Origin of the sequence: Roseomonas sp. 18066 (assembly GCF_902706185.1) — a bacterium.
Classification (GTDB): domain Bacteria; phylum Pseudomonadota; class Alphaproteobacteria; order Acetobacterales; family Acetobacteraceae; genus Pseudoroseomonas.
Window position 1 is genome coordinate 1 of the sequence record NZ_CACSJM010000099.1, and the last position, 24,335, is coordinate 24,335.

Below are 24,335 nucleotides of genomic sequence, written 5' to 3' on the forward strand. Positions count from 1 at the left end.
GGTGGCAGCGATGGGGGCGGGGGTGGCGTCAGCGGTCATGCTGGGCGCAAAAGTGAATACAGTTCTGAATACGTGTCAAGCCGATGACACGGGGAGTCCCTTCCCCATGGCGCCGATTTCAGGGAAGCTGCGGGGGAATGCCGCGAATTGCCAAGGGACACCGCCTGTGAGCGCCAGCCTGACCACCTACCTCCTCGATTTCCGCCAGCCGGCCCAGGGCGGCGCGCCGCTCGCCGGGCTCGACTGGCTGCCGGGCGCGGGCCTGGCCGAGGGCCGGATGCTGCGCCACCAGCCGGAGCATGGCTATGCCGTGGCCGAGGTTTCTTTGTCTGTTTTCTCGGGCGCGCTGCCAGCCTTGGACAAGCATGTCTTCCTGCTGGTCCAGGCCGGCGCGGTGACGGTCGGCGGCGAGACGATCAAGACGGGCGAGACGGTCGTGCTGCCGCGCGGCTTCGCCGGCCCCTGGGCCCATGCCGAGGGCACCCGGCTGGTCGTCATCTCTTACGTCGGTGAAGCGCCGGCGGCGGGCGCGGCGCTGGCGCCGGTGCGGCCGGACGTGACCGCGCCGCTCGAGCCCTGCGGCGGGCCGTCGGCGGCGCTGCTGACCACGACAGCACCCAGCTGCGCCAAGCGGATGAGCTTCGAGGACAGCACCGAACAGTTCGAGATCGGCGTCTGGGGCTCGACCCCCTATGCCCGCAGGCCGAACGCCTTCGGCCATGACGAGCTGATGTTCCTGCTGGAAGGGGCGGTGACCATCACCGACCCGGATGGCGTCGCCGCCACCTACAAGGCGGGCGAGGGCTTCCTGATCCCGCGCGGCACGCCCTGCGCCTGGGAGAACACGGTGCCGGTGAAGAAGGTGTTCGTCTGTTTTTCGGAGGCGTGACGATGAGGGGTGGCGGGGAGGGACCCCGCCGCCCGTCCTGGCATCAGAAGATGAAGTCGCTGGCGCCGATGGCGGCGCGGGCGGTGTCCAGCACGTAGACATTACGGCTGCCCATGTCGACTAGCACGTCGTCGACCTCGCCATCCCCATCGGCATCGATGCTGTCGATGAAAAGCGCGGCGAAGCTGCGGACAACGCCGGTCAGGTCGAAGCGGTCGATACCGTCCTCGAAGTCCACCACCACATCGGTGCCGGCTTGGAGGCTCATCCGGAAGGTGTCGGCGCCGCTACCACCCTCCAGGCGGTCGTTGCCGGCGCCGCCGACCAGCAGGTCGTCGCCATCGCCGCCCAGCAGCCGGTCATCGCCGACGCCACCGATCAGCGTGTCGTTGCCGCCACGGCCATTGAGCGCGTCGCTGCCGGCGCCGCCCTCGATCCGGTTGGCGCCGTCGTCGCCGCGCAGGCTGTCGTTGAAGGCCGAGCCGATGAGATTCTCGATCTCGACGAAGCGGTCGCCGGCGGCGTCGCCAAGATTGTTGCGGCTGCCGTTCAGGAGATCGGCACGGACCTTGGACCCGGCATCGGCATAGGAGACGGTGTCGATGCCATCGCCGCCATGCAGGTAGTCGCCGCCCGCGCCGCCCACCAGCACATCGTCGCCGTCGCGGCCGCGCAGCGAATCATGGCCAGCCCCGCCCTCCAGCCGGTTGCTGCCGGCATCGCCGCGCAGGCTGTCGTTGAAGGCCGAGCCGATGATGTTCTCGAGGAAGTTCAGGTTGTCGGCATGGGCATCGCCGCCGCTGTTCTGGCGGTCGTTCTCCAGGTCGACGCGCACCTTGGCCGAGGAGGCGGCGTAGGAGACGGTGTCGATCCCGGCGCCGCCATCCAGCACGTCACGGCCGGCGCCGCCGATCAGGAAGTCGTCGCCGTCGCCGCCGAACAGGATGTCGTCGCCGAGGCCGCCCTCGATCCGGTCGTTGCCGGCGCCCCCGTGCAGGCGGTTGGCCAGCGCGTTGCCGATCAGCATGTCGGCGGCGCTGGTGCCGATGACATTCTCGATCGAGGTGATGGTGCCGTAGTTGGTCGCGCCCGCCGTGACGGTCGAAAGCCCCAGATTGACCGCAGCGGCCGCGGTGAGGCGGCTCAGGTCGAGGGTGTCGACGCCATCGCCGCCATCATAGACGCCGGCTCCTCCCAGGATGAGGAGATCGTCGCCGTCCCCGCCGGAAAGCTGGTCGCCCCAGCCTCTCGACACCAGGATATCGTCGCCGCCGCGGCCCATCAGGATGTTGGTGCCGCTGCCGCCATCCAGCCGATTGGCGGCCCCGTCGCCATAGAGGCGGTCGTTGCCGTAGCCGCCGGTCAGATTCTCGATGGAGATGAAGACGTCGCCTGCCGCCTCCCCGGTGTTGAGGGAGGGGTCGGCCAGGTCGACCCTAACGGCAGTCGCGTCGCGATAGGAGGCGGTGTCGCTGCCTTCGCCGCCATCCAGCCGGTCCTCGCCGCTGCCGCCAACCAGGGTGTCGTCGCCGAGGCCGCCGGTCAGGAAATCCCGGTTGGCGCCGCCCAGCAGCGCGTCGTCGCCGGAGCCGCCGGTCAGGTGGTCGGAGCCGACCAGATAGACCATGCCGGATTCCGTCGAATAATAGGTGGCGTCGACGGTGATGTCGCCGGTCGAGCCGGTCAGGTCGATATTGGCGCCGTCCACCCGCACCAAGATGCTGCCTTCGGTGAAGTTGACGCCCTGCAGCAGACCCGTATCGGCCACGATGATGGGGCCTGAGACGGTCTTGAACTGGTTGAGGAGGGCGGTCGGCACCTCTGCGATCCAGCTGGCGACGAGGTTCTCGACCGAGGTCACGCTTTGGGCGGAGAAATAGACCGGGCTGACGTCGTCAATGTCCCATTGAATCAGCTCGATGGTGTCGTTGCCGTTGCCGCCATCGATGGTCAGCGGCCCCCGGTCGACGGTGGGCGTGACGATGATGCGGTCGGTGCCGTTGCCGCCGAAGACCGCGAAGGCCGCTTTGCCTTCGATCTCGATGGTGTCGTTGCCGGTGCCGCCATGGATCTCGTTGATGGTGCCCGGGTAAGGTGCCGCGACATAGGCCCAGATGCTGTCATTGCCGGCGCCCGCATCGATGAAGAGGTGGTTCGACCAGACACTGATCGAGTCATCGCCGGCATAGGTGCGGACCTGGTCGAAGCCGAAGGTTTCCCAGCCTTCGAAATTGGGCTGCACCGTGTCGGCCTGGTCCGTGCCTTCGACAATGTCGTCGTCTTCGGTGAGCTGGTACTGCACGGTTTTCTCCCGGAGGCGTGGCATGACGGCGGCCGTCCCGATCCGCTCGGCGGCGCCCGACGTGAACCAGATATAAATCGAAACGATACCGCCTGGCGAGAGACCGCTTGCGTCAGGCTTTCCCCGAATTGCATACCGCGTTCGCGACCGCCCGCCTCACTCCCCCGTGATCCCCGCCGCCCGCACGACGATCCGCCATTCCGCCAGCTCGCGCTCGACGCGGGCGGCGAGCTCGGCGGGGGGCAGGACATGCACCAGCGCCCCCTGGTCCTCGGCGCGGCGGCGGAAGGCGGGGTCGGCGACCGCGGCCGCCACCGCCTCGGCCAGGCGCGCCAGCACCGGCGGGGGCGTCGCGGCCGGGGCGAAGACCGCGAACCAGGCCAGCAGCACGAAGCCCGCCACGCCGGATTCCGCCATGGTCGGCACCGCCGGCAGCGAGGGGTGGCGCTCGGCCGAGGTGATGGCCAGCGCCCGCAGCGACCCGTCGGCGACATAGGGCATCAGCGGCGGCGGTGTCGTCATGAACAGCTGCACGCGGCCGGTCAGCAGGTCCTGCGTCGCCTGGCCGGTGCCGCGATAGGGCACGTGGCGGACATCGACCCGCGCCTTCAGCTTCCACAGCTCCATCCCCAGATGCTGGATCGAGCCGGGGCCGGAGGAGGCGAAGCGCAGCTCTCCCGGCCGCGCGCGGGCGTAATCGGCGAGCTCCGCCGCAGTGGTCACCGGGATCGAGGGATGCGCGAACAGCACCTGCGGGCTGTCCAGCAGCAGGCCCACGGGCGCGAAGTCGCGCAGCGGGTCGTAGCCGATGGTCGGGATCATCGCCGGGATGGCGACGTGGTATCCCGAATACTGCACCAGCAGGGTCAGCCCGTCGGCGCGGGCGGCGGCGACGGCGGCGGTGCCGGCGGCGCCATTGGCCCCGGCCAGGTTTTCCACCGCCACCGGCTGGCCCAGCGCCCGGGCCAGCAGCGGCGCCAGCAGCCGGGCGGCGAAGTCGGTGGTGCCGGCGGGCGCGGTCGGCACCACCAGGGTGATGGCCGCCGGCTGCGTCCCCGGCACCGGCCCGGCGCCGCCGCCCATCAGCACCCCGCTGGAACAGGCCAGCAGCAGGCGCCGCCGCCGCAACCCCTGCCGCGTCCCGTGCCGCGCCGTCTCCGCCCCGCTGTCCTGCACGCCCATCCTTCGCCCTCCACGCTCCCGGCGCAGGAGGCACCGTTCCCGTCTTACGCCCGGTTAAGGGCCACCAGCCTAGACTGCCGCCATGCCGCCGTTTCCCCGCCGCACGGCCCTGCTGCTCCTGCTGTCGCCGGCCGCCCATGCCGCCGCCGCGCATGAGGCCGCGGGCCGCGTCATCTATGTCCATGACGGCAACAGCCTGACGCTGCTGCTGCCCGACCAGCGGCGGCTGCGGCTGCGCCTGGCCGATATCGACGCGCCGGAGCTCGACCAGCCCTTCGGCGAGCATGCCCGCCAGGCGCTGACCGCGCTGGCCTGGCAGCAGGACGCCATCGCCCTGGTCACCGGCATCGACGAGCGGGAGCGGCCGATCGGCAAGCTGTTCATCGCCGGGCGGGAGGCCGGGCAGGTCATGCTGCGGCTCGGCGCCGCCTGGGTCGCCCGGCGGGAGCGGGAGGACCCGCTGCTGCTCGGCATCGAGGCCGAGGCGCGGCGGGCCGGGCGCGGGCTGTGGTCGCTGCCCGATGGCGCGCGGCTGACGCCCTGGGAATGGCGGCGGCTGGAGCGGCGGGACTGATTGTCTTGCGCCGACGCGACCGGGCTCGGCAGAGTTTCGCCGCATCCCCTGCGCGAGGCGCCTTGCATGCCGTCGGACCAGTTGCTCGCCCTGCCGCCGCCGCTCCTGCATTTGCCCTATGAGACCGGCGCCTTCCGCATGGCGCTCGGCCTGCAATCGGCACCGGAAGCCGAGTGGCTGGAGATCGACGCCGAATACCCGGCGCAGATCGCCGAGCGCGACCGGCTGATCGCCAGCCGCCGCGCCGAGGTGATCGAGGCCATGCCCGGCACGGAGCCCGGCCAGCAGGAGCTTTTTTCGGTTCTCGCCGCGCATCTGCCGCAGCGCTATCCGGGCTGGTTCGAGCGCGACGGCGCCACGCTGACCAACCACCTGGCGGGCACGCGGCATCCGCTCGCGACCGACGATCCGCTTGCCGCCATCGGCCGCCTCGCCCAGGAGGATTTTTGCCTGCTGCAGCAGGAGGGCGAGGAGATCCGGCTGGTCGGCGCCGTGCTGTGCTTTCCCAGCCGCTGGCGGCTGGCCGACAAGATGGGCAAGCTGCTGGGGGCGGTGCACCGGCCGGTGCCCTTCTACGGGCAGAAGCTGGAGCGGCCGGTGGACCGCTTCCTCGGCCTGCTGAAGCCCGGGCGGATGGCGGTGCGGCTGAACTGGTCGGTGATCGACGACGCCACCCTGTTCCAGCCCACCGGCCATGGCCGCGCCGAGCCGGCCAACGCCATCACCGCCGACAATGCCGGGCGCGACCTGGTGCTGCGGGTCGAGCGCCAGAGCTTCCGCCGCCTGCCTGAGAGCGGGCTGGTGGTCTTCGGCATCCGCATCCATGTCACGCCGCTGGCCGCGGTGACCGCCCGGCCCGGCGAGGCCGCCCGGCTGCGCGAGGCGGTGCTCGCCCTGCCGCCGGAGATGGAGCGCTACAAGAGCCTTCTGCCGTTTCGCCCGGCCTTGCTGGAATACCTCGACGCCGAGGTGGCGCGCGACGGCTGACAGCCCGCCGCCGCGCGCCGGGGTTCAGGCCGGCACCGCTTCCCGCGGCAGGGTTTCGGCCAGGGCGTCGTCCACCGTCTCGAGCCAGACGAAGCGCAGCTTGGCGCGCACGCTGGCAGGGATGTCGTCCCAGTCGCGCTTGTTGCGCGCCGGCAGCATCACCGTGGTGATGCCGGCCCGCGCCGCGGCGGTGACCTTCTCGCGGATGCCGCCCACCGGCAGCACCAGCCCGCGCAGGCTGACCTCGCCGGTCATGGCGACCGCCGGCTCGACGGCGCGGCCGAGCAGCAGGGACGACAGCGACAGGAACATCGCGACGCCGGCCGAGGGCCCGTCCTTCGGCGTGGCGCCGGCGGGGACATGGACGTGGATGTCGCTGCGCTCGAAGACGGCCGGGTCGATACCCAGCGCCGTCGCGCGCCCCTTCACCAGGGTCAGCGCCGCCTGGACGCTTTCCTTCATCACGTCGCCCAGCTGTCCGGTCAGGATCAGCCGGCCATTGCCGGGAACCTTGGTGCTCTCGACGAACAGAATGCTGCCGCCGACGGGGGTCCAGGCCAGGCCGGTCACCACGCCCGGCATCGCGGAACGCCCCGCCACCTCCGGGTCGAAGCGGCTCGGGCCGAGGATGGTGGAAAGCGCCTCAGGCGGCAGCGGGATCGGCGTGGCCTCGCCCTCGGCGACGCGCATGGCAGCACTCCGCAGCACCGCGCCGATCTCGCGCTCCAGCCCGCGCACGCCCGCCTCCCGCGTATAGTCCTCGACGATGCGGGTCAGCGTGTCTTCCGGCAGGCTCGCCTGCTCGACCGACAGCCCGTTCTGCTTCAGCTGCCGCGGCACCAGGTAGCGGCGGGCGATGGCCTGCTTCTCCTCGGCCGTGTAGCCGGAGAGCTGCACGATCTCCATCCGGTCGCGCAGCGGCCCCGGGATGGTGTCCAGCTGGTTCGCGGTCGCGATGAACAGCACCCGGCTGAGGTCGAAGGGCACGCCCAGATAGGCGTCGCGGAAGGTCGAATTCTGCTCGGGGTCGAGCACCTCCAGCATCGCCGAGGCCGGGTCGCCCTGGAAGCCGCCGCCGCCGAGCTTGTCGATCTCGTCCAGCAGCATCACCCCGTCGCGCGCGCCGGCGCGGCGGATACCCTGGATGATATTGCCCGGCAGCGCGCCGACATAGGTGCGGCGGTGGCCGCGGATCTCCGCCTCGTCATGCACGCCGCCCAAGGACACTCGCACGAAGGGGCGGTCCAGCGCATGCGCGATCGACTGGCCGAGCGAGGTTTTTCCGACCCCCGGCGGGCCGACGAAGCACAGGATCGGGCTGCGGCCTTCAGGGTTCAGCTTGCGGACCGCCAGAAACTCGAGGATGCGGCGCTTGATCTTCTCCAGCCCATGATGCTCGTCCTCGAGCACCGCACGGGCTTTCGCGATGTCGATCGGCGCGGCCTCGCCCAGCTTCCAGGGCAATTCGGACAGCGTCTCCAGGTAGCTGCGCACCATGCCGGCCTCGCCGCTGCCCTCGGGCATCCGCTCCAGCCGGCGCAGCTCGCGCATCGCCTGCTTTTCCGTCTCCTCCGGCATGCCGGCGGCCTGCAGCTTCTCGCGCAGGGCGGCGACCTCCGGCCCCTGCTCGTCGCCTTCGCCGAGCTCCTTCTGGATGGTCTTCAGCTGCTCGCGCAGCATGAACTCGCGCTGGCGGCCCTCCATGGTCTCGCGCGTCTGCCGGCCGATATCGGCGGACAGCCGCAGCACCTCCAGCCGATAAGCCAGGTGCCACAGCACCCGGTCGAGGCGCGCGCCGAGCGCCAAGGTCTCCAGGATCTCCTGCTTCTGCGGCAGGGTGACGTCGATCAGGGCGGCCACCGTGTCGGCCAGCGCCCCCGGCTCCTCCAGCCCCTGCAGCGAGGCGATCAGCTCCGGCGGCGCCTGGCCGATCAGCCGCAGCGCCTCCAGCGCCTGCTCGCGCAGCCGGTGCATCCGGGCCTCGAGCTCGGTATTGCCGGGGCCGGCGGGATCGGCCAGCCGCTCGACGCGGACGCTGCCCGGGCCGGCTTCCGCCAGCAGCCGGACGCGGCCGATGCCCTGCAGCACGGCGGTGTGCGTCTTGCCGTCGGGCGCGGTGACATAGCGCAGCAGCCGCGCCTCGGTGCCGATGGCATGCAGGTCGTCGAGCGCCTGGCCCGTCCGCCCCTCCCGCTGCAGCACCACGGCCAGGCTGCGCCCCTGCCGCGCCGCTTCCTGCAGGGCCGCAGCGCTCCCCGCCTGGTCGGCGGAGACCGGGATCACCATGCCGGGGAACAGCACCAGGTCGGGCAGGCCGGCCAGGACCAGGGTGTCGCCATTGGGGGAATAATTCGTGTCCATGTCAGGCCACCTTCCGCAGCACGATGGTCAGGCAGCCATCGGCCAGCTCGCGCCGCGACAATTCGAATGTTCCGGGGGGCAGGGCGACGCGCCGCTCGAAGCGGCCCTGCGGCAGCTCCATGCGGTGGACGCGGGCGGCGCGCAGCCCAGGGGGCAGGCGGCGCAGGCCGCGGATGGCGATCTCGCCGCCGCCCACCACCAGCTCCACGTCATGGGTGGCGACGCCGGGCAGGGCGACCACGATCACCAGCGCGCCCTCGGTCTCCAGCAGGTCGACCGGGGGTTCCCAGCCGGCGACGGCGGGCTGGAAGAAGCCGCGCTGCAACTGCTCGGCGCGGCTCATCAGGGCCAGGGCATCGGCCCACATCAGATGGGCAGGACTTCTCGACATCGGCTTCGCCTCTCCATGCCAGCAAACAGGGCATGTTCAGGCGGAAGCACATGGGTCAGCCGGGGATCGCCGCCAAGCTGAGGGCCGGCGCATGGCGGGGGTGCGCCGGGCGTGGCTTGAAAAGATGTAAAGCAAGCCAGGCGAGGGGGAAGTATTCCCCTCGAACCCCTTCTATTTCTGTCAGTCGGCGCCCTGCTCGAGCGCGGGGCGCTTCTTGGCGCGGGGCTCGGTCAGCAGCGCCACCACCACCGTCATCGCGATGAACATGAAGCCTAGGAGAAAGACCCATTCCGGGCGGCCGTGGTCCAGCAGCCAGCCGAACAGCAGCGGGCCCACCGCGCCGCCGATGTTGAAGCCGGTCGAGACAATGCCGAAGGTCCGCCCCACCGCATCCGGCGGCGACGCCGCCCGCACCAGCATGTCGCGCGACGGGGTGATCAGCCCGGACAGGAAGCCCGCCACCCCGAAGACCGGCACCAGCAGCAGCGGCGGCATCGGCACCAGCGCCACCAGCAGCACCAGCAGCCCGGCCCCGCCCAGCGACATCGCCGCCACCGCCCCATGGTGGCGGGTGCGGTCGGCGACGATGCCCCCCGCCAGCACCCCGAAGGCGCTCAGCAGCAGGTAGGCGGTCAGCGCCACATTGGCCGGCCCCAGCGCCACGCCATAGCCATCGGCCAGCGCGGCGACGGAGAAGTTCTGCATCGCGCCATTCGACAGGCTCAGCAGCATGAACAGCAAGGTCAGCGCCAGGATCGCCCCCGACAGCACCGCGCCCGGCGCCGGCCCGGCCGCGGCCTTGGCCTTCGCCAGCTTCGGCGCCGCCGCCCGTTCCGGCTCGGCGCGCAGCAGCGGCACGGCGGCCAGGAAGCCGGTGGCGCCCGCGACCACCAGCGCCACCTCCAGCCCGAAGCCGGCGGCCAGCCCCAGCACCAGGGGCGGCGCGATGGCGCCGCCGAAGAAGCCGGCGAAGGTATGGATCGAGAAGGCGCGGCCCATCCGCTCCTCGCGGATGCCCTTGGACAGCAGCGCGTAGTCGGAGGGGTGGTAGACGCTGTTGGCCATGCCGGCCAGCGCCGCGGCCACCAGCAGCCCGGGATAGCTGCCGACCAGCCCGACCGAGACGAAGGCGAAGGAGCCGAGGCACAGCCCCGCCACCAGCAGCCGCCGCGGCCCGATCCGGTCGACAAGGAAGCCCACCGGCGTCTGCGTCAGCGCCGAGACCACGTTGAAGATGGTCAGCGCCAGGCCGAGCTCGACGAAGCCCACCCCCATCTTGTCGCGCAGCAGCGGGAACAGCGGCGGCAGGATCAGGATATGCAGGTGGCTGACCAGGTGCGCGCCGGAGATTTTCGCCAGCAGCAGGCGCTCGAACCGATCCATCCCGGGCTTTCCTCGCTTTGCCGCCGAGCCTAGGGGCAAGGCCGGCTTCCGGCCAGCCGCCGCCGCGACTTCCCGGGCATGGGCGCCATGCGCGGCGCGGGATGCGGCTTTGCGTCCCCGCCGAAGCGTGGAACTGTTGCGCCACCGGACGCAGAACCGGGGCAGGAAGGACACGTCGCCATGAAGCGCAGGGATTTTTCTCAATTGATGCTGTTGGCCTCCGCCGGCACGGCCGCCGCGGGCGGCGCCCTGGCCCAGGGCAGCGCCGCCACCAATGTCGCCACCAATGTCGCCTTGGGGGCCGCGCTGCCGGCCGGGCAGGGCTGGGCCACCGCCTGGGCCGGCTCGGCCCAGGGGCCCTATCCGATCGGCAACCCCTCGGCCCAGCCGAACCAGTCCTTCGCCTTCCCCGACGCCGCGGAGGGCGCCCGCGACCAGAGCTTCCGCCTGGTGCTGCGCCCGGACCTCTGGGGCCGCAGCGCGCGGCTGCGCTTCTCCAACGCCTTCGGCAGCCGGCCGCTGCGCCTCGCCGGCGTCCATGCCGGGCTGCAGCTCGGCGGCGCCACCCTGGTGCCGGGCAGCAACCGCGCGGTGCGCTTCGGCGGCCAGGCGGGGGTCACCATCGCCCCGGGCGGGCAGATCTGGTCCGACCCGGTCGAGCTCGCCTTCGCCACCGACCCCGACAGCATCCTGCTGGCCGGGCGCAAGCTGGCCGTCTCCTTCACCGTCGAGGGCAGCAGCGGCCCGATGACCTGGCACGCCAAGGCGCTGCAGACCTCCTACGTGTCGCCGCCCGGCAGCGGCGCCCATGGCGCGGCGGAGAGCGAGGAGAATTATCCGTATTCGACGGCCTCCTGGTTCTTCCTCGACGCCGTGGACATGACGGCGCCGGCCGGCACGCCGGTCATCGTCTGCTTCGGCGATTCCATCACCGACGGCACGGCGTCCACCATGAATGGCGACGACCGCTGGCCCGACGTGCTGGCGCGCCGGCTGCATGCGCGGCTGGGCAACCGGGTCGCCGTGGTCAATGCCGGCATCGGCGGCAACCAGGTGGTGGGCCCGGCCGAATACACCGTCGAGAAGCCATTTCCCGGCGGGCCCTCGGCGCTGGCCCGGCTGGAGCGCGATGTCATCTCGCTGTCGGGGGTGAAGACGCTGATCTGGCTGGAGGGCACCAACGACTTCAGCCGCAACGGCAATGCGACGCTGGAGGCGGTGCAGGACGGCCTGCGCCAGGGCACCCGCCGGCTGCGCGAGGCGATCCCCGGCATCCGCCTGGTGGCGGCGACGGTGACCCCGGCGCTGGGCAGCAGCAGCCCGGCGCATGGCCATGCCGAGCAGGATGAGAAGCGGCGCGGCCTCAACGCCTTCCTGCGCAGCTCCGGCCTGTTCGACGCGGTGGTGGATTTCGACGCCGCCACCCGCGACCCGGCCAGCGGCGGGCTGCGGCCGGAGATGGTGCCGGATTCCACCATCGGCGCGGCCGGCGACAAGCTGCATCCGAACCGCGCCGGCTACCTGGCCATGGGCACCGGCATCGAGCTGTCGGCGGTGCTGCCGCCGCGCTGACGCCGCCCGCGCCAGGCCAGCCCCGGCCGGCGGCGATCACGCCGCGCCGGGGCTTTTTTGTGCGAACGTGAAATAAGTCCCAGCTGTCTGAAATATCATCGCCGGTCGCCATCGCGTTTCACAGAGAGAAACAACAGTAAATCCAGGTGACAAGCCGGCCGCCTCACCAGTCCGTGACATTTACAATTCAGATTTAATTCATAAGATCTCTCTAACCAAAGAGGGAGCAACGTCATGGCCACTGCCCGCTTCGCCTACCGGTATTCTGACGTTTCGGGATCGGTCTCGCCGGATGAGTCGGGCTACAGCTATTCCTTCACCTTCACGCCGCCGGTCGAGCCCGGCGCGGAACTGATGATCGAGAGCAGCCAGGGCCATGGCTTCCTCGCCACCTTCCTCGGCCGCACCGGGCAGGGCGACCCGGTCTTCGAAAGCGACAGCGGCATCAAGGTGCTCTATTCCGACGCCGTGCTCGACGAGTTCGACCCCTTTCCGGCCTTCACCCCGGCGCCGCTTGGCGAGGGCTGAGCCGCGCGCCGCCTGGGACCAATCCCGGGCGCGGCGCGCCCGAGCAACGGTAGCTGGTTCCGTTTTTGACTGAATATTCATGACGTTGCGGCAAGGTGATGCGCCAGCACCACACTGCGTGACATTTCTGCACAGGGTCAGGAAACATTCGTTGCATCTGATAGTCATTCTTAGCTAAGCGGCGGCATGTCACCCACCGGGCCGCATTCCGGGAAGCTCCTCGGCTTTCCGATCCAGGCCCGATAGGAGAAAATCGGGATGCTGTCGACCTCCACCGGACCGGGCGCACGCCGGGGCGCCCGCCTGCTGCTCGGGCTGCTCGCCGCCACCGCGCTGTCGCCGGTCGCAGCCCTCGCCCAGGCCCCGGCCCAGGCGCCGACCCAGATGATCCTGCCCGATGTCGATGTCTCGACGCAGGCCGAGCGCGCGCTCGACCCGGTGCGCGGCTTCGTCGCCCGCCAGGAGATCACCGGCAGCAAGACCGACACGCCGCTGATCGAGAACCCGCAGTCGATCTCGGTCGTGCCGCGCGACCAGATCGACGCCCGTCAGGCGCAGACGCTGGGCGAGGCGCTGCGCTACACCGCCGGCGTCCGCGGCGAGAACTACGGCACCGACAGCCGCACCGACTGGTTCCAGCTGCGCGGCTTCAACGCGCAGGACAACGGCATCTTCCTGAACGGCCTGCGCTACAACACCGGCTATGCCGGCACCGCCTTCGAGACCTACGGGCTCGAGCGCTACGAGGTGATGCGCGGCCCGACCTCCGTCCTCTACGGGCAGATCGCCCCGGGCGGCCTGGTCAACATGGTGCAGCGCCGGCCGAGCGACGTCGCCGCCGGCGAGGTCCGCCTGACCACCGGCAGCCATGGCCGCCTGCAGGCCCAGGGCACCGCGACCGGCGGCACCGCCGACGGCCAGTGGCAATACGGCATCACCGGCCTGTTCCGCGACAGCGACACGGCGGTCGACCATGTCCAGGACGACCGCATCTTCGTGGCGCCGTCGCTGACCTTCCGCCCGACCGACAACACCCAGCTGACGGTCATGACCTACTATCAGCGCGACCGCACCTCGGGGAACCAGTTCCTCCCCTATGACGGCACGGTCACGCCGACCATCAACGGCCGCATCGCCCGCGACCGCTTCACCGGCGAGCCCAACTTCGACCGCTTCAACCGCACCCAGCTCGGCGCCGGCTACGAGTTCTCGCACCGCTTCGACAATGTCTGGTCGGTGCAGCAGAACACGCGCTACTCGCGCGCCAGCATCAATTGGGACCAGGTCTATGGCGGCGGGCTGCAGGCCGACCAGCGCACGCTGAACCGCTACAACTACCGCGCCAATATCGGCACCAACGCGATCCAGGTCGACAACCAGGTCAAGGCCGAGTTCGCCACCGGCCCGCTGCGCCACACGGTGCTGGGCGGCTTCGACTACAGCCAGATCAACTACCGCAACGCGCAGCAATTCTCCTTCGGCACCGGGCTCGACGTCTTCCGCCCGGTCTATGGCGCCCCCGTCGGCGCGCTGCCGGCGCCCTATGACAATGTCCGCCAGGTCAACAGCCAGTACGGCCTCTACCTGCAGGACCAGATGCGCCTCGACAAGCTGGTGCTGCTGGCCGGCATCCGCCAGGACTGGGCCTATTCCGACATCGAGGACCGCGACGCCCTGGGCGCCCGCCGCTACCAGAACGACGACGCCTTCACCTGGCGGCTCGGCGCGCTGTACCTCTTCGACAACGGCTTCGCCCCTTACGCCTCCTATGCCCGCTCCTTCCAGCCGCAGATCGGCACCGATGGCGCCGGCAATGCCTGGAAGCCGCTGGAGGGCGAGCAGTATGAGGTGGGCATCAAGCTGCAGCCGACCGGCATGCGCAGCTTCGTCCAGCTGGCGGCCTTCCAGCTGACCCAGGCGAACACCCTGACCGCCGACCCCAGCTTCGTCTTCCAGCAGGTCGCGGTCGGCGAGATCCGGGTGCGCGGCGTCGAGCTCGACGGCGTCGCCGAGCTCGGCAACGGCGTCAGCGTCACCGGCCAGATCTCTGTGCTCGACCCGGAGATCACCAAGAGCAACACCACGGGCGAGGTGGGCAACCGCCCGGCTGGCGTGTCGAAGCTGAATGCCGGCATGTATGCCGAATACACTTTTGTTCACGCCGCGCGCCCGCTGTCGGGCCTGACCATCGGCGCCGGCTTCCGCTACCTGGGCAACACGGCGACCGACAACGTCCAAGGCCGCGTCGTGCCCTCGACCACGCTGTTCGACGCCGGGCTGCGCTACGACCTGTCGCATTTCTCGGAGACGATGAAGGGCCTGGAATTCTCGCTGACCGGCAGCAACCTGGCCGATACCCGCTATGTCGGCCGCTGCTCGGGCGTGAATGGCTGCTTCTACGGCAACCGCCTGAACGTGCTGGCGAGCCTGGCCTACCGCTGGTAATCTTTCTTCCAGTCGTTGTCGCGACGAGGCCCGGGGGAGCGATCCCCCGGGCCTTTTTCATTCGACGCTGACGCTGATGCTGCGGCCGGTTTCCGCGAAGGGCAGGCGCAGCTCGATGCGGTGCCGGCCGGGGCGCAGCGGCCACCAGATGGTCTCGCCGGGGGCGGCGGTGGCGAAGGGCTCGCCATCGACCAGCCAGAGGATTTGCTGCGTCCCCGGCGGCGCGCTGGCCCGCAGCCGCAGACGGGCGAGCGCCGGCGGCGTCTCCGGGTTGCGCCAGATCCGGCTGTTGTTCTCGGGCGAGAGGATGGCGAGGCTGGACGGCACCGCCGCCGCCGGCGCGCTGGCGCGGATCACCGGGGCGGCGGCGCCCGGCGCCAGCCATTCCACCAGCACCTGGCGGCATTGGCCTTCGTCGGGCGCCCCGCTTTCGGCGCACAGAGAAGAAGGCGTGCTGCCTTTCGGCGCCGGCAGATGGCCGGCGACCAGCGCGTCCGGCGTCGCCTCGTGCAGCGCCAGCATCGCCGCCTGCACCAGCGGCCCGGCGCCGTTGGCCCCGCCCAGCCCCTGCATCGGCCCGGCATCGGCGCGGCCGACCCAGCCGCCGACCAGCCAGTCCGCTGACCAGGCCAGCATCCAGCCGTCGCGATAGCCCTGCGAGGTGCCGGTCTTCAGCGCGACGGGGAAGGGAAACTCCGTATGGCCATAGCGCGGAAAGCTCGGCAGCCGCGCCTGAGGGTCGGACAGGAACAGGCCGATCTGCCGCGCCGCATCGGCGGCCAGGATGCGCTGGGGGCGCGGGCGGGGCTGGCCGTCATACCAGCGCAGGCCATTCATCACCCCGTCATCGGCCATCGCGGCATAGGCGGTCATCAGCCGGTCCAGCCGCGTCGGCAGCCCGCCGATCGCCAGCGCCAAGCCGTAATAGGCGCCGGTGTTTCTTTCAGTGGTCAGGACCAACGTATGAAAGTGGTCGAGCGTCGTCTCCAGCCCGACCCGGCGCAGCAGCGTCACCGCCGGCACGTTGCGCGAATTGGCCAGGGCCTGGCGTGGCAGCAGCGGACCCAAAAACTGCCCGTCGGCATTGCCGATGCCCGAGGCGCCGTCCGGCACATCGGCCATGATCTCGGTCGGCGTCAGCTGGCCGCGCTGCAAGGCCAGCCCGAACAGGAAAGGCTTCAGCGTGCTGCCCGGCGAGCGCAGCGCGGCGGTGTAGTCGAAGCCACCCCCTGGCGTGCCGGCACCCGCCGAGGTGATCGCCACCCGCACGCGGTTGTCGGCGCGGCTGACGGCCATGAGCGCAACCTGTTCTGCGCCGGCCTCGGCCAGCGGCGGCCAATGGGTCGCCACCAGCCGCCGCAGCCGCGCCTGCAGCCCGAGATCGATGCTGGCGCGCAGCCGCGGCTCGGCGGGGTCGAGACCTTCGGCGCCTTCTTCCGCCAGAGTCTTCTGCAGCCGCAGCACCAGGCCGAGATCCTCCGGCCGCCGCGGCGCCGCGGGCAGGCGCAGCGCGGCCAGCTGGGCGCGGGCGGTGGAGAGCTCCTCGGGCGGGATGGCGCCTTCCGCCGCCAGCCGGTCCAGCGCCAGCAGCCCGCGCGCCCGCGCGCGCCGCAGCCCCTCGGGCCGCCAGGGATTGTGCAGGCTCGGCGCCTGCGGGATGGCGGAGAGCAGCGAAATTTCCGCCCAGCCCAGGTCGCCAGCCGGCTTTTCGAAATACAGCCGCGCCGCATGGCCGATGCCGTGGCTGCCATTGCCGTAGGGCACCAGCCGCAGATACTGCGCCAGCACCGCCTCCCGCCCGTGCCGCGCGGTGAGCAACAGCGCCGCGCCGGCCTCGATGCTTTTCGACCACAGCCCGCGCGGCGCCGGGCGCTGCAGCCGCACCACCTGCATGGCGATGGTCGACGCCCCCGAGCGCGGCCGCCCCGTCAGATTGCCCCAGGCGGCCCGCAGCACCGCCAGCGGATCGACGCCGGGGTGGTGGGCGAAGCGGCGATCCTCCAGCGCCAGGGTGGCGCGGGCCAGGCGCTCGGGTGGCGGCAGGGCCCAGAAGCCGTATTCGACCCGGTCACCCGCCTGATGGCCGAACTGCGCCAGGAAGGCGCCGTGCCGGTCGGTCAGCCATGGCGTGGGGGTGGGTGCGGCCAGATCGGATCGCCCGATGCAGGCCGCGATCCACACCGCCCCCAGCGCGCCGAGCCCGACGCTGCCGAGGCAGCGCGCGGCGCCCTGGGCCAGGCGTCGGGCGAAAGGCGTGCTCAGGGCGCGATCTCCACTGCCGCCCCCACCGAGGCGCCGTAGAGCGAGGGTTGGTAGAGGGCCTCGGCCTCGCCCGGCGGCTCGGTGAAGCGGCCGGCGACCTGGGCGCGCAGCCGCACCGCGATCTGCACCGTGCCCTGCGGTAGGCGGGTCCAGACCGCGGTCAGCGCCTCGTCGCCGTGGCGCTGCCAGTCGGGCGGCAGGCTGGGCTGCAGGCTGGGGGTGGCCTCGGCCGGGGCGGTGGCCAGCGCCGGGTTCAGCGGCTCGAAGCCGGCGGCGAAGGGCAGGCGGAGCGCCACGTGGTTGCGCGGCTCGGGATTGACCAGCTCGGCGCGGGCCTCGACCACCTCGCCGGCGGTGAGACGGATCGCGCCATCGGGGCCGGGCTGCAGCCGCTCCAGCGGGCCGCCGCCCGAGGGCACCCGCCACAGGCTGCGGCTGACCACGAAGCCCTGCAGCGCCGGCTGGGCCTGGGCCCCAGGGGCCGCGGCCAGGTAGCGCCGCGCGGCCAGCCCCAGCAGCGGCGCGCTGCCGCGGTTCTCCAGCCGCGCGGGGCCGGGCCGGTCGGTCGACCAGGACAGCAGCGGGGTCGCCGCGTTCAGCACCCCCTGCCGCGCCTCGCCACCCAGCTGGGCGGCGACCGGGATCTCCGGCGAGGCCGCGGTCCAGCCGGCCGCCAGCGCCCGCAGCGCCGCCGCATCGGCATTGGTGGTGCCCCAGCCATTCGGGCCGCCGAGGCGCAGCAGCCCGTCGCGCAGCGGGGCGAGGCGGGTGTCGCCCGGCGCCGCCCGGGCGACCGCCAGCGTCACGAAGGCCAGGGCCCGCGTTTCCGAGGGCAGCACCGAGGCGCTGCCGCCCGCGCCGTCCAGCCCGGCATAGGCCAGCCGCCCGTCGCGGCTTTCCAGCCGGATGCGGCGCCAGAGCTCTGTCAGCAGCCCTGGCAGCTGCGCCTGGCTGTCGGCGGGCAGGGCGGCGACGGCGGCCACCACCTGGGCCAGGCTTTCGGTCGGCAGCAGGGTGGCGCGGCGGGCGAGCTCGGCGGTGTAGGCGGGTTCCAGCTTGCCGGCCTCGGCCAGGGCCAGCAGGGCAGCGACGCGCTCGCGCAGCTCCTCGCCGGCCAGCAGCCGCGGATAGTCGGAGCGCAGCGCACGGCCGAGAACCGTCGCCATCCTTTCCAGCAGCGCCGCATCGACAGGCTGCCCGGCCGCGGCCGCCGCGGTGAGGAAGCGGAAGGCTTCCGCCGTCAGCCAGACGCTGCCACGGGCGCGCGGCCAGAGGGCGACCAGCCCGTCCTCGTCGGTGGCGGCGCGGATGGCGGCCAGCGTCGCCGCGGTGTCGCGGGCCAGCCGGTCCTCGAGCCCCGCCGAGGCCAGCAGCGGCGCGAAAGGCGTCCAGGCCAGCGTCGCCGCGGCCCCCGCCAGACGCTGTTCCGTGCCGCCCCAGCGGTCGGCGCGCAGGGCAGCAAAGCCACCGAGGATGCGGGCCACCGCCGGATCGGCCGAGGCCGTCAGCCGCGCGGCATAGCTGCCCGGGCGCGGCGTTTCGGAAGGTGCCGGCCAGTCGGCGGCCTCGCCGGGGGCCAGGGCCAGCAGGCGCTGCTCGCGCGACGGCGGCCGGTCGGGATGGATCGGCAGGGTCAGCTCGATCGCATCCCCCGCGCCATCGGCCTGGCGCCGCAGCAGGAAGCGCAGCGGCACGCTGCCGGCGGCATTGCCCGGGACCACCAGCGGCAGGGTCAGCCGGGTCGGGCGGCCCTCGTTCCAGGTGAAGGCGCGGTCGCCAGCGGGCACGCCCTCCAGGCCCGGGGCGGCAACGGAAAGAGACCCCGCGCCGGAAGGCCCTTCGATCAGCCGGGCGATGACGGCGGCTTCGAAACGGTCGCCGGGGCGCAGGAAGCGCGGCAGGGCCGGCTGGGCGATGACCGGCTGGCGGATGCGGATCTCGCCGGTGCCGAAGCCGAAGCGGTCGGCGCCGCTGACCGCCTTGGCCCGCATCCGGAACACGGTGAGGCTGTCCGGCATGGTCACCCGGAAGCGCGCCACGCCATCGGCGCCGACGCGGACCCGCGGCAGATAGATGGGAACAGGAGAAAAATTCCGACGAACAGAAAGACTTTCCTGGCCCCATTCCTCCTCGGCGCCGCCGCCGCCGGGGTTCTCGTCCAGCGGGATCAGGCCGAAGGGCAGGCGGCGGGTGTCATGCGCGATCATCAGCGAGGGGCGCTGGCGGATGAAGGCGGGCAGCGGGTCCAGCGGCGCCTCCCGCGCCAGGCTGAGCACGGCCTGGTCGACCATCCAGAAGGCGGCCTCGCCGGCCATGGGGCGGCCATTCTCGTCGGACAGGCGCAGCACCACCTCGACCTCGGCGCCCGGGCGGATGCTGGCCGGCGCCTGGAGGGCAACCTGCAGCCGGTGCTGCACGGGGCTGACGGCGATGCGCTGGCTGGCGGCCAAGGTCAGCGGCCTTCCCTGGTCGAAGGGCGCGGTGGGCGAGGGCGGCGGCCCGGGCAGGCGGCCGCGCATCAGCAGCACATGCGCCATGATGCCCGGCATCTGCAGCCGGCGGAGCGGGATGGCGGCGCGACCGACGCCGCCCTGAATGTCCACCCAGTCATAGCCGAAGCGGCCTTCCGGCTGCTCGGTGACGACCAAAGCGCGCGCCTCCTGGAAGGGGCTCTGGATCAGCAGGGTGGCGGTCTCGCCGGGGGCGTATTCGGGCTTGTCGGTGGACAGCGTCACCGTCTCGGCGGGCGGGCGCGGCCAGGTGGTGGCGCCCTGGCCGGCCATGAACAGGTCGACGGTCAGCACCTGGCGCCGGCCCAGCCGGTCCTCCGCCGAGAACTCGACCAGATAGACGCCGGCGGCATCGGCGGCGAAGTCGAGCGCGAGCGGCGCGGCCGTGCTGGTCACCTGGCGCTCGGTCACCAGCGTGTCGGTCTGCTGGGTGACGTAGCGGGCCGCACCCTGGCTGAAGTCGCTGGCCTGGAGAACAGAGACCCAGTCGCGGCGGATCAGCCTGGCGGTCACGGCGATGCCCGGCTGCGGCTGGCCGCCAGCGTCCGTCACCAGCAATTCGGGCGCGATGCGGCCGGGCTGGGCGAGGTAGCGTTCCTGCTTCATCCCCAGCACGAAGGCGGGAAGGGCCACGACATTGCGGGTCGAGCGCACCTCGATGTCGTCATCGCCGGTGACGGTGGCCTCGATGCGGTAGCGGCGCGGCTGGGCGGTGGGCTCCAGCGTCGGGTCGAGCTCCAGGCGTGCATTGCCGCCGGCGTCCGTCCGCGCCTGCCGCGTCAGCACCGGGCTGGCGCGAAAGTTCTCTCCCCCCGAGAAGCGGCGGTCGGTGGAGAAGACGAAGCCTTCGCGCGCCGGCGGCGACCAGGCCTCGGGGAATTGCGCGACGCGCCAGGTGATCGGGCGATCCGCCGCCAGCCCACCCGAGAAATACCGCGCCGTCAGGCCGATGCCGAAGGGCTGGTCGAGCGGCGCGCGCTCGGCGCCATCCAGCAGGACCTCGAAGGTCGGCAGGCGATAGGCTTCCTTCTTGAATTCGACGCTGCCGCATTCCTGCGGCTCCTCGCCATTCGGCAGCAGCAAGGTCGCGCGATAGTCGCCCGTCGCCTCGGTCTTGGCATCGAAGAGCAGGTGGAAGCCGCCGGCCTCGTCGGGCGTGACCGGGAAGCGCCATTCCTGGTCGGAGGGGCCGGTGACCAGCAGCTCGGCCGGGCCGCGTTCCAGGGTCAGCGCGCCATGGTCCAGGCGGCGCAGCCAGCCTTGCAGATGGACGGGCTCTTCCGGGCGGTAGATCGGGCGTTCGGAGAAGACATGGCACAGCCGCTCGGCGGCGACGCGGCGGCTGGCCGGGTCGCTGGCCATCCAGCCCAGCCAGGGCGAGCGCCCGGCGCGCCAGCGGCCGTCTGCAAAGCTGCGCGGCGGGCGGGCCGGGTCGAGCACCAGCGTGTCGGCGCCCTTCACCAGGCTGATCCGCTTCAATTCGCGCGCCACGCGCTGGCGGTTCGGCGTGCCAGCTGGCGCCTGCCAGAGGAAGCCGCCGGCCGCATCGGTGACGCCGCGGGCGAGCAGGGTGAAGCGGTCGCCCTCCAGCCCTTCCAGTCGGATTTCTGTCCCCTCCACCGGGCGGGCGGTGGCCAGCGAGGTGACGGTGAAACGGATGCCGGCCTCTTCCTCGACCGTCGTCAAGGAAAGGTCGGTCACCTGCAGCCGCAGCCATTGCCGCTCGGCCTGGCCGGGCGGGCGCAACCCGACCAGATAGGTGCCGGGCTGGCGCTCGCCATTGATCCGGGTGAAGTCGCCCGCGAGATCCAGGCCGAACCGCCCTTCGGCGCCGCCCGACAGCCGCGGCAGGGCGCGCATCGCCGAGACCGAGGGCGTCCCCAGCGCCCGCAACCGTTCCCGCATCTTTTCGACGTCAAGCGCCGCCGAACCCTGCCAGGGGCGCGGCTCGTTGCCGGCGAGCGGCGGCGCCTCGGCATCCAGGCTGGTCAGGCCGTCCTCCGGGAAAGGCCAGAAGTCGCGCGCCAGCGGGTCGATCGGGTGGATGCGCAGGTCGGCGTTGGCAAAGCCCTGGCCGCGCAGCGGGACCATCTGCGGGCCCAGCCGCTCGACCATGCCCTCGCCGGCGCCCCAGCGCAGGGTGGCGGCGGGGGCGGCGAAGGCCAGCCGGCCGGAGAAAGGCGCCGAGAGCGGACGGCCGCGCGCATCGCGCAGCGCCCCGGCGGCGATCTCCAGCCGGTAGGTGGTGTCGGCGCGGAAGCGGCCCTGGATATCGAGCAGTTCGCCGCGGGCATTCACCGCCAGGTCTTCGACGGGGGGCGTGAAGCGCAGCGCCTGGCGCGCGGCCAGGATATCGGGCGGCGCCAGCGGGCCGGAGAAGCGCAAGGACAGGGCCCGCGCCTGGCCGGCATCGGGCGGCAGGCAGCGCAGGCGCTCGGCATCGGCCTCGCCGTCGAAGCCCGGGCCGCAGCGCAGCGCCTGCACCAGGAAGGCCGAGGGCGTGCGGAAATTCAGGGTGAAGCCGGCCTGGTCGAGCCCGGCCTCCGCCGATTGCAGCAGCCGCAGCGTCACGCTGCGCCCATCCGGCAAAGGCTGGCGCAGCAGCAGCAGATAGCGCGACGTCGCATCGGCCGAGGGCAGCGGGCTGACGGTGACATCGGCCGGCGTCAGGGTGACGGCCGGGCCGTCGCCCAGGCTCGGCCGGTGCTCGATGCGCAGCAGGCGCGCCAGGTCGGCCGGCGCCACCGGGTCGGCGAAGCTCAGCGTCAGGCTGTCGAGGCCGGCCAGGTTGCTCTCGCCCTCGGCGGGGGTCGAGGCCACCGGCGCTGGCAGCAGCGCGGTCAGCGGATGCGCGCGGCCGTCCATCGTCACCGTGACGCGCTGCCCGGCCGGCCAGGGCGCGGTCGGGCGGAACTGCAGCGTGCGGGCATCGAGCCAGCGCCATTCGCCATCCAGCGCGGGCGCCATCTGCAGCAGCCGCTCGGGCGCGTTCTCGACGCCACCGGCGGCAGGACCGCGGGCGCCGTCGAAGAAGACCGTCAGCGGGTCCCAGCGGTGCAGGAAGCGGTCGGGCACCAGCCGGGCGCCGTCGGCGCGCTGCACCCGGTCGAGCGGCGCGGCCGGGGCCTGGGCGATCGCGGGGGTGGCGAGGCCGGCGGCCAGCAGGCAGGCGAGAAGGCGGGTCATCGGGGCGCTCACTTCTGGGCTGCCAGCGCCTGGTAGGCGCGCAGGATGTCTTCCGGAGGGCCGCTCGGCCGCGGCGCCAGGCCGAGGATCGCCGGCCGCAGCAGCGCGGGCGGCGCATCGGCCGGCAGGCGGGCCTGCATCAGGTAGGTCCCGGGTTGCAGGTCGACGAGCTGCAGCACCCCGTCGCCGATCTTCTTTCCCGTAGAATCAAGCAATTCCAACGTGGCCTTGTCGGGATCGGCGCGCAGGCCGAGGCCGATCGTCGCCGCCCGCTCCAGCGTGAATCCCCAGAGCGCGGTGCCGCCGGGGGCGACCAGCAGCGGCGCGCCCAGGCCTTCGCCCAGCATCCGCACCGGGCTGGCGGAGAGAGAAAGCTGCCCGCCCGGCGCGCCCGGCACCGGCGAGAGCAGCCGCAGCTCCGCGGCACCGGCGGGCAGGAAGCGATGGAAGGCCGCGCCGGCCGGATGGATTTCCGGCTGGCCGCCGGCCAGGGCGATGACCAGGGGGGCGCTGCTTTCGGCATGCAGCAGCACCGGGGTCGCCGGGTTCAGCGCCAGCGCGATGGCCTCGGCGTCGAGCGCGACGATCCCGGGCAGCGTCGCGTCACGCCGGGCCAGCGGCCCCTCGGCGCCTTCCAGCCAGGCGAGCACCGGGCCGGGGACATGGCGGATCGTCAGGACATAGCGCCCGTTCAACGGATTTTTTCTGTCGGCGGCGCTGAGCATCCGGCCGGAAGTATCTGTGATTGAAAGAACATCGCCACCGGCGACGACGAGACGCTGCCCCTGCGCCTCCACCACCAGCGACAGGCTGCCCGCGGCGCCGAAGAAGCGGCGGAACGGCGCGCCGGGGGCGATCCGCAGCGGGGTGGCGTCGGTGGGGACGACGGTCAGGGCGGCGGGAGCCTCGGCCTCGCCGGCATTGACCAGCAGGGCGGAACGCCAGTCGCCCTCAGCCAGCCGGCTGAGTGGCGCGGCGCCGGCCCAGGCGACCGGGCCGTCCTGCAACAGCAGCGCCACCCCGGCGCCGAGCTCGGCCCGCAGCCGCGTCGCGCCGGGCGGCAGGGTGACGCGGCGGGCGGTGCCGGGCGGGATGCTGGCGGTGAAGCCATTGGCCGGGAAGGCCTCGGCGGCGGCGGCCGGCAGGTCGATCCCGCGCAGCGACAGCCGCGCCGGAGCGCCGTCGATTTGCTGGATATCCAGCGGCTTGCCGTCCGACAGGGCCACCGAAGATTCGCTGGCCAGACCCATGCCCAGCCCGGCCTGCAGGGCGATGGCGGCGCTGCCCTCGGCGATCCAGAAGCGGTTGGCGGCGGACGCGATGCGCGCCGTCTCGCCAGCGGCCAGGTTCAGCACCAGCGCCCGGTCGGGATCGACGCTTTCGACCGGCAGGGCGAAGGGCGGCGGGGCGGCGCCCTCGGCCAGCAGCCAGAGGGTCTCGCCGGCCGGGCGGGTCGGCTCCGCGCCAACGAGGGTCAGGGCAGCGCCCTCCGCGCTACCAGCAGAAACGCCCTCTGGCAGGCGGCGCGCCAGGGCATCGGGCAGGGCGACGGCGGCGAGGCTGACCCCGGGCAGGCCCTCGACCGGCGCCAGCGCCACCCGATCGGGCGCCTGCCGCGCCGGGGTGGCGGTCGCGACGCGCAGCGTGGTGGTGGAACCCGGCGTCTCGGACCACAGCGCCAGACGCCATTCCGCGCTGGCGGGGGCGGGCACGGCCAGCAGCGGCGCGGTGCCGCGGGCGGTGGCCAAGGCGCGCCATTGGCC

The 24,335-nt window shown here is 72.3% G+C and carries 14 protein-coding genes; 6 read left to right on the plus strand and 8 right to left on the minus strand.

Annotation, left to right across the window (positions count from 1 at the left end; genetic code table 11):
- Nucleotides 1-166 precede the first annotated feature (166 nt).
- On the plus strand, nucleotides 167-889 hold the full coding sequence (locus GVN67_RS19045) for a cupin domain-containing protein (protein WP_159998889.1): 723 nt from the start codon (nucleotides 167-169) through the stop codon (nucleotides 887-889).
- Between the two features lie 43 nt (nucleotides 890-932).
- Here GVN67_RS19045 and GVN67_RS30470 read toward each other — a convergent pair whose 3' ends face one another.
- Together GVN67_RS30470 and GVN67_RS19055 are read right to left on the minus strand one after the other, a co-directional pair.
- Complete coding sequence (locus GVN67_RS30470; RefSeq protein WP_159998891.1) at nucleotides 933-3,191, minus strand: calcium-binding protein; 2,259 nt, start codon at nucleotides 3,189-3,191, stop codon at nucleotides 933-935.
- Nucleotides 3,192-3,347: 156 nt separating this feature from the next.
- Nucleotides 3,348-4,373, minus strand: a complete 1,026-nt coding sequence (locus GVN67_RS19055; RefSeq protein ID WP_159998893.1) for a tripartite tricarboxylate transporter substrate binding protein — start codon at nucleotides 4,371-4,373, stop codon at nucleotides 3,348-3,350.
- Between the two features lie 82 nt (nucleotides 4,374-4,455).
- Between GVN67_RS19055 and GVN67_RS19060 the strand changes: the two genes are divergently transcribed.
- Both GVN67_RS19060 and GVN67_RS19065 read left to right on the plus strand, forming a co-directional pair.
- A complete protein-coding gene (locus tag GVN67_RS19060; RefSeq protein WP_159998895.1) occupies nucleotides 4,456-4,947 on the plus strand; it encodes a thermonuclease family protein in 492 nt (163 codons plus the stop codon).
- A 66-nt stretch (nucleotides 4,948-5,013) separates the two neighbouring features.
- Nucleotides 5,014-5,934 carry a DUF3445 domain-containing protein gene (locus GVN67_RS19065; protein WP_159998897.1) on the plus strand — a complete coding sequence of 307 codons (921 nt, stop codon included), beginning with the start codon at nucleotides 5,014-5,016 and terminating at the stop codon, nucleotides 5,932-5,934.
- A 24-nt stretch (nucleotides 5,935-5,958) separates the two neighbouring features.
- Here GVN67_RS19065 and lon read toward each other — a convergent pair whose 3' ends face one another.
- From lon to GVN67_RS19080, 3 genes are all read right to left on the minus strand, one after another.
- On the minus strand, nucleotides 5,959-8,295 hold the full coding sequence (gene lon / locus GVN67_RS19070) for an endopeptidase La (protein WP_159998899.1): 2,337 nt from the start codon (nucleotides 8,293-8,295) through the stop codon (nucleotides 5,959-5,961).
- A 1-nt stretch (nucleotide 8,296) separates the two neighbouring features.
- On the minus strand, nucleotides 8,297-8,686 hold the full coding sequence (locus GVN67_RS19075) for an Hsp20/alpha crystallin family protein (protein WP_200845312.1): 390 nt from the start codon (nucleotides 8,684-8,686) through the stop codon (nucleotides 8,297-8,299).
- A 180-nt stretch (nucleotides 8,687-8,866) separates the two neighbouring features.
- Complete coding sequence (locus tag GVN67_RS19080) at nucleotides 8,867-10,069, minus strand: MFS transporter (protein WP_159998901.1); 1,203 nt, start codon at nucleotides 10,067-10,069, stop codon at nucleotides 8,867-8,869.
- 207 nt (nucleotides 10,070-10,276) lie between these two features.
- Between GVN67_RS19080 and GVN67_RS19085 the strand changes: the two genes are divergently transcribed.
- From GVN67_RS19085 to GVN67_RS19095, 3 genes are all read left to right on the plus strand, one after another.
- Complete coding sequence (locus GVN67_RS19085) at nucleotides 10,277-11,641, plus strand: GDSL-type esterase/lipase family protein (protein ID WP_159998903.1); 1,365 nt, start codon at nucleotides 10,277-10,279, stop codon at nucleotides 11,639-11,641.
- 234 nt (nucleotides 11,642-11,875) lie between these two features.
- A complete protein-coding gene (locus tag GVN67_RS19090; RefSeq protein ID WP_159998905.1) occupies nucleotides 11,876-12,169 on the plus strand; it encodes a hypothetical protein in 294 nt (97 codons plus the stop codon).
- 258 nt (nucleotides 12,170-12,427) lie between these two features.
- On the plus strand, nucleotides 12,428-14,614 hold the full coding sequence (locus tag GVN67_RS19095; protein ID WP_159998907.1) for a TonB-dependent siderophore receptor: 2,187 nt from the start codon (nucleotides 12,428-12,430) through the stop codon (nucleotides 14,612-14,614).
- Nucleotides 14,615-14,671: 57 nt separating this feature from the next.
- Here GVN67_RS19095 and GVN67_RS19100 read toward each other — a convergent pair whose 3' ends face one another.
- The 3 genes from GVN67_RS19100 to GVN67_RS19110 all read right to left on the minus strand — a co-directional run.
- The gene (locus GVN67_RS19100; RefSeq protein ID WP_235035371.1) at nucleotides 14,672-16,795 is read right to left on the minus strand and encodes a transglycosylase domain-containing protein; all 2,124 of its coding nucleotides are present in this window, start codon (nucleotides 16,793-16,795) and stop codon (nucleotides 14,672-14,674) included.
- 77 nt (nucleotides 16,796-16,872) lie between these two features.
- Nucleotides 16,873-22,572, minus strand: coding sequence for an alpha-2-macroglobulin family protein (locus tag GVN67_RS19105; RefSeq protein ID WP_159998909.1), 5,700 nt, complete (start codon nucleotides 22,570-22,572; stop codon nucleotides 16,873-16,875).
- Nucleotides 22,573-22,580: 8 nt separating this feature from the next.
- The coding region (locus GVN67_RS19110; RefSeq protein WP_200845314.1) for a hypothetical protein at nucleotides 22,581-24,335 on the minus strand (1,755 nt) is incomplete at its 5' end.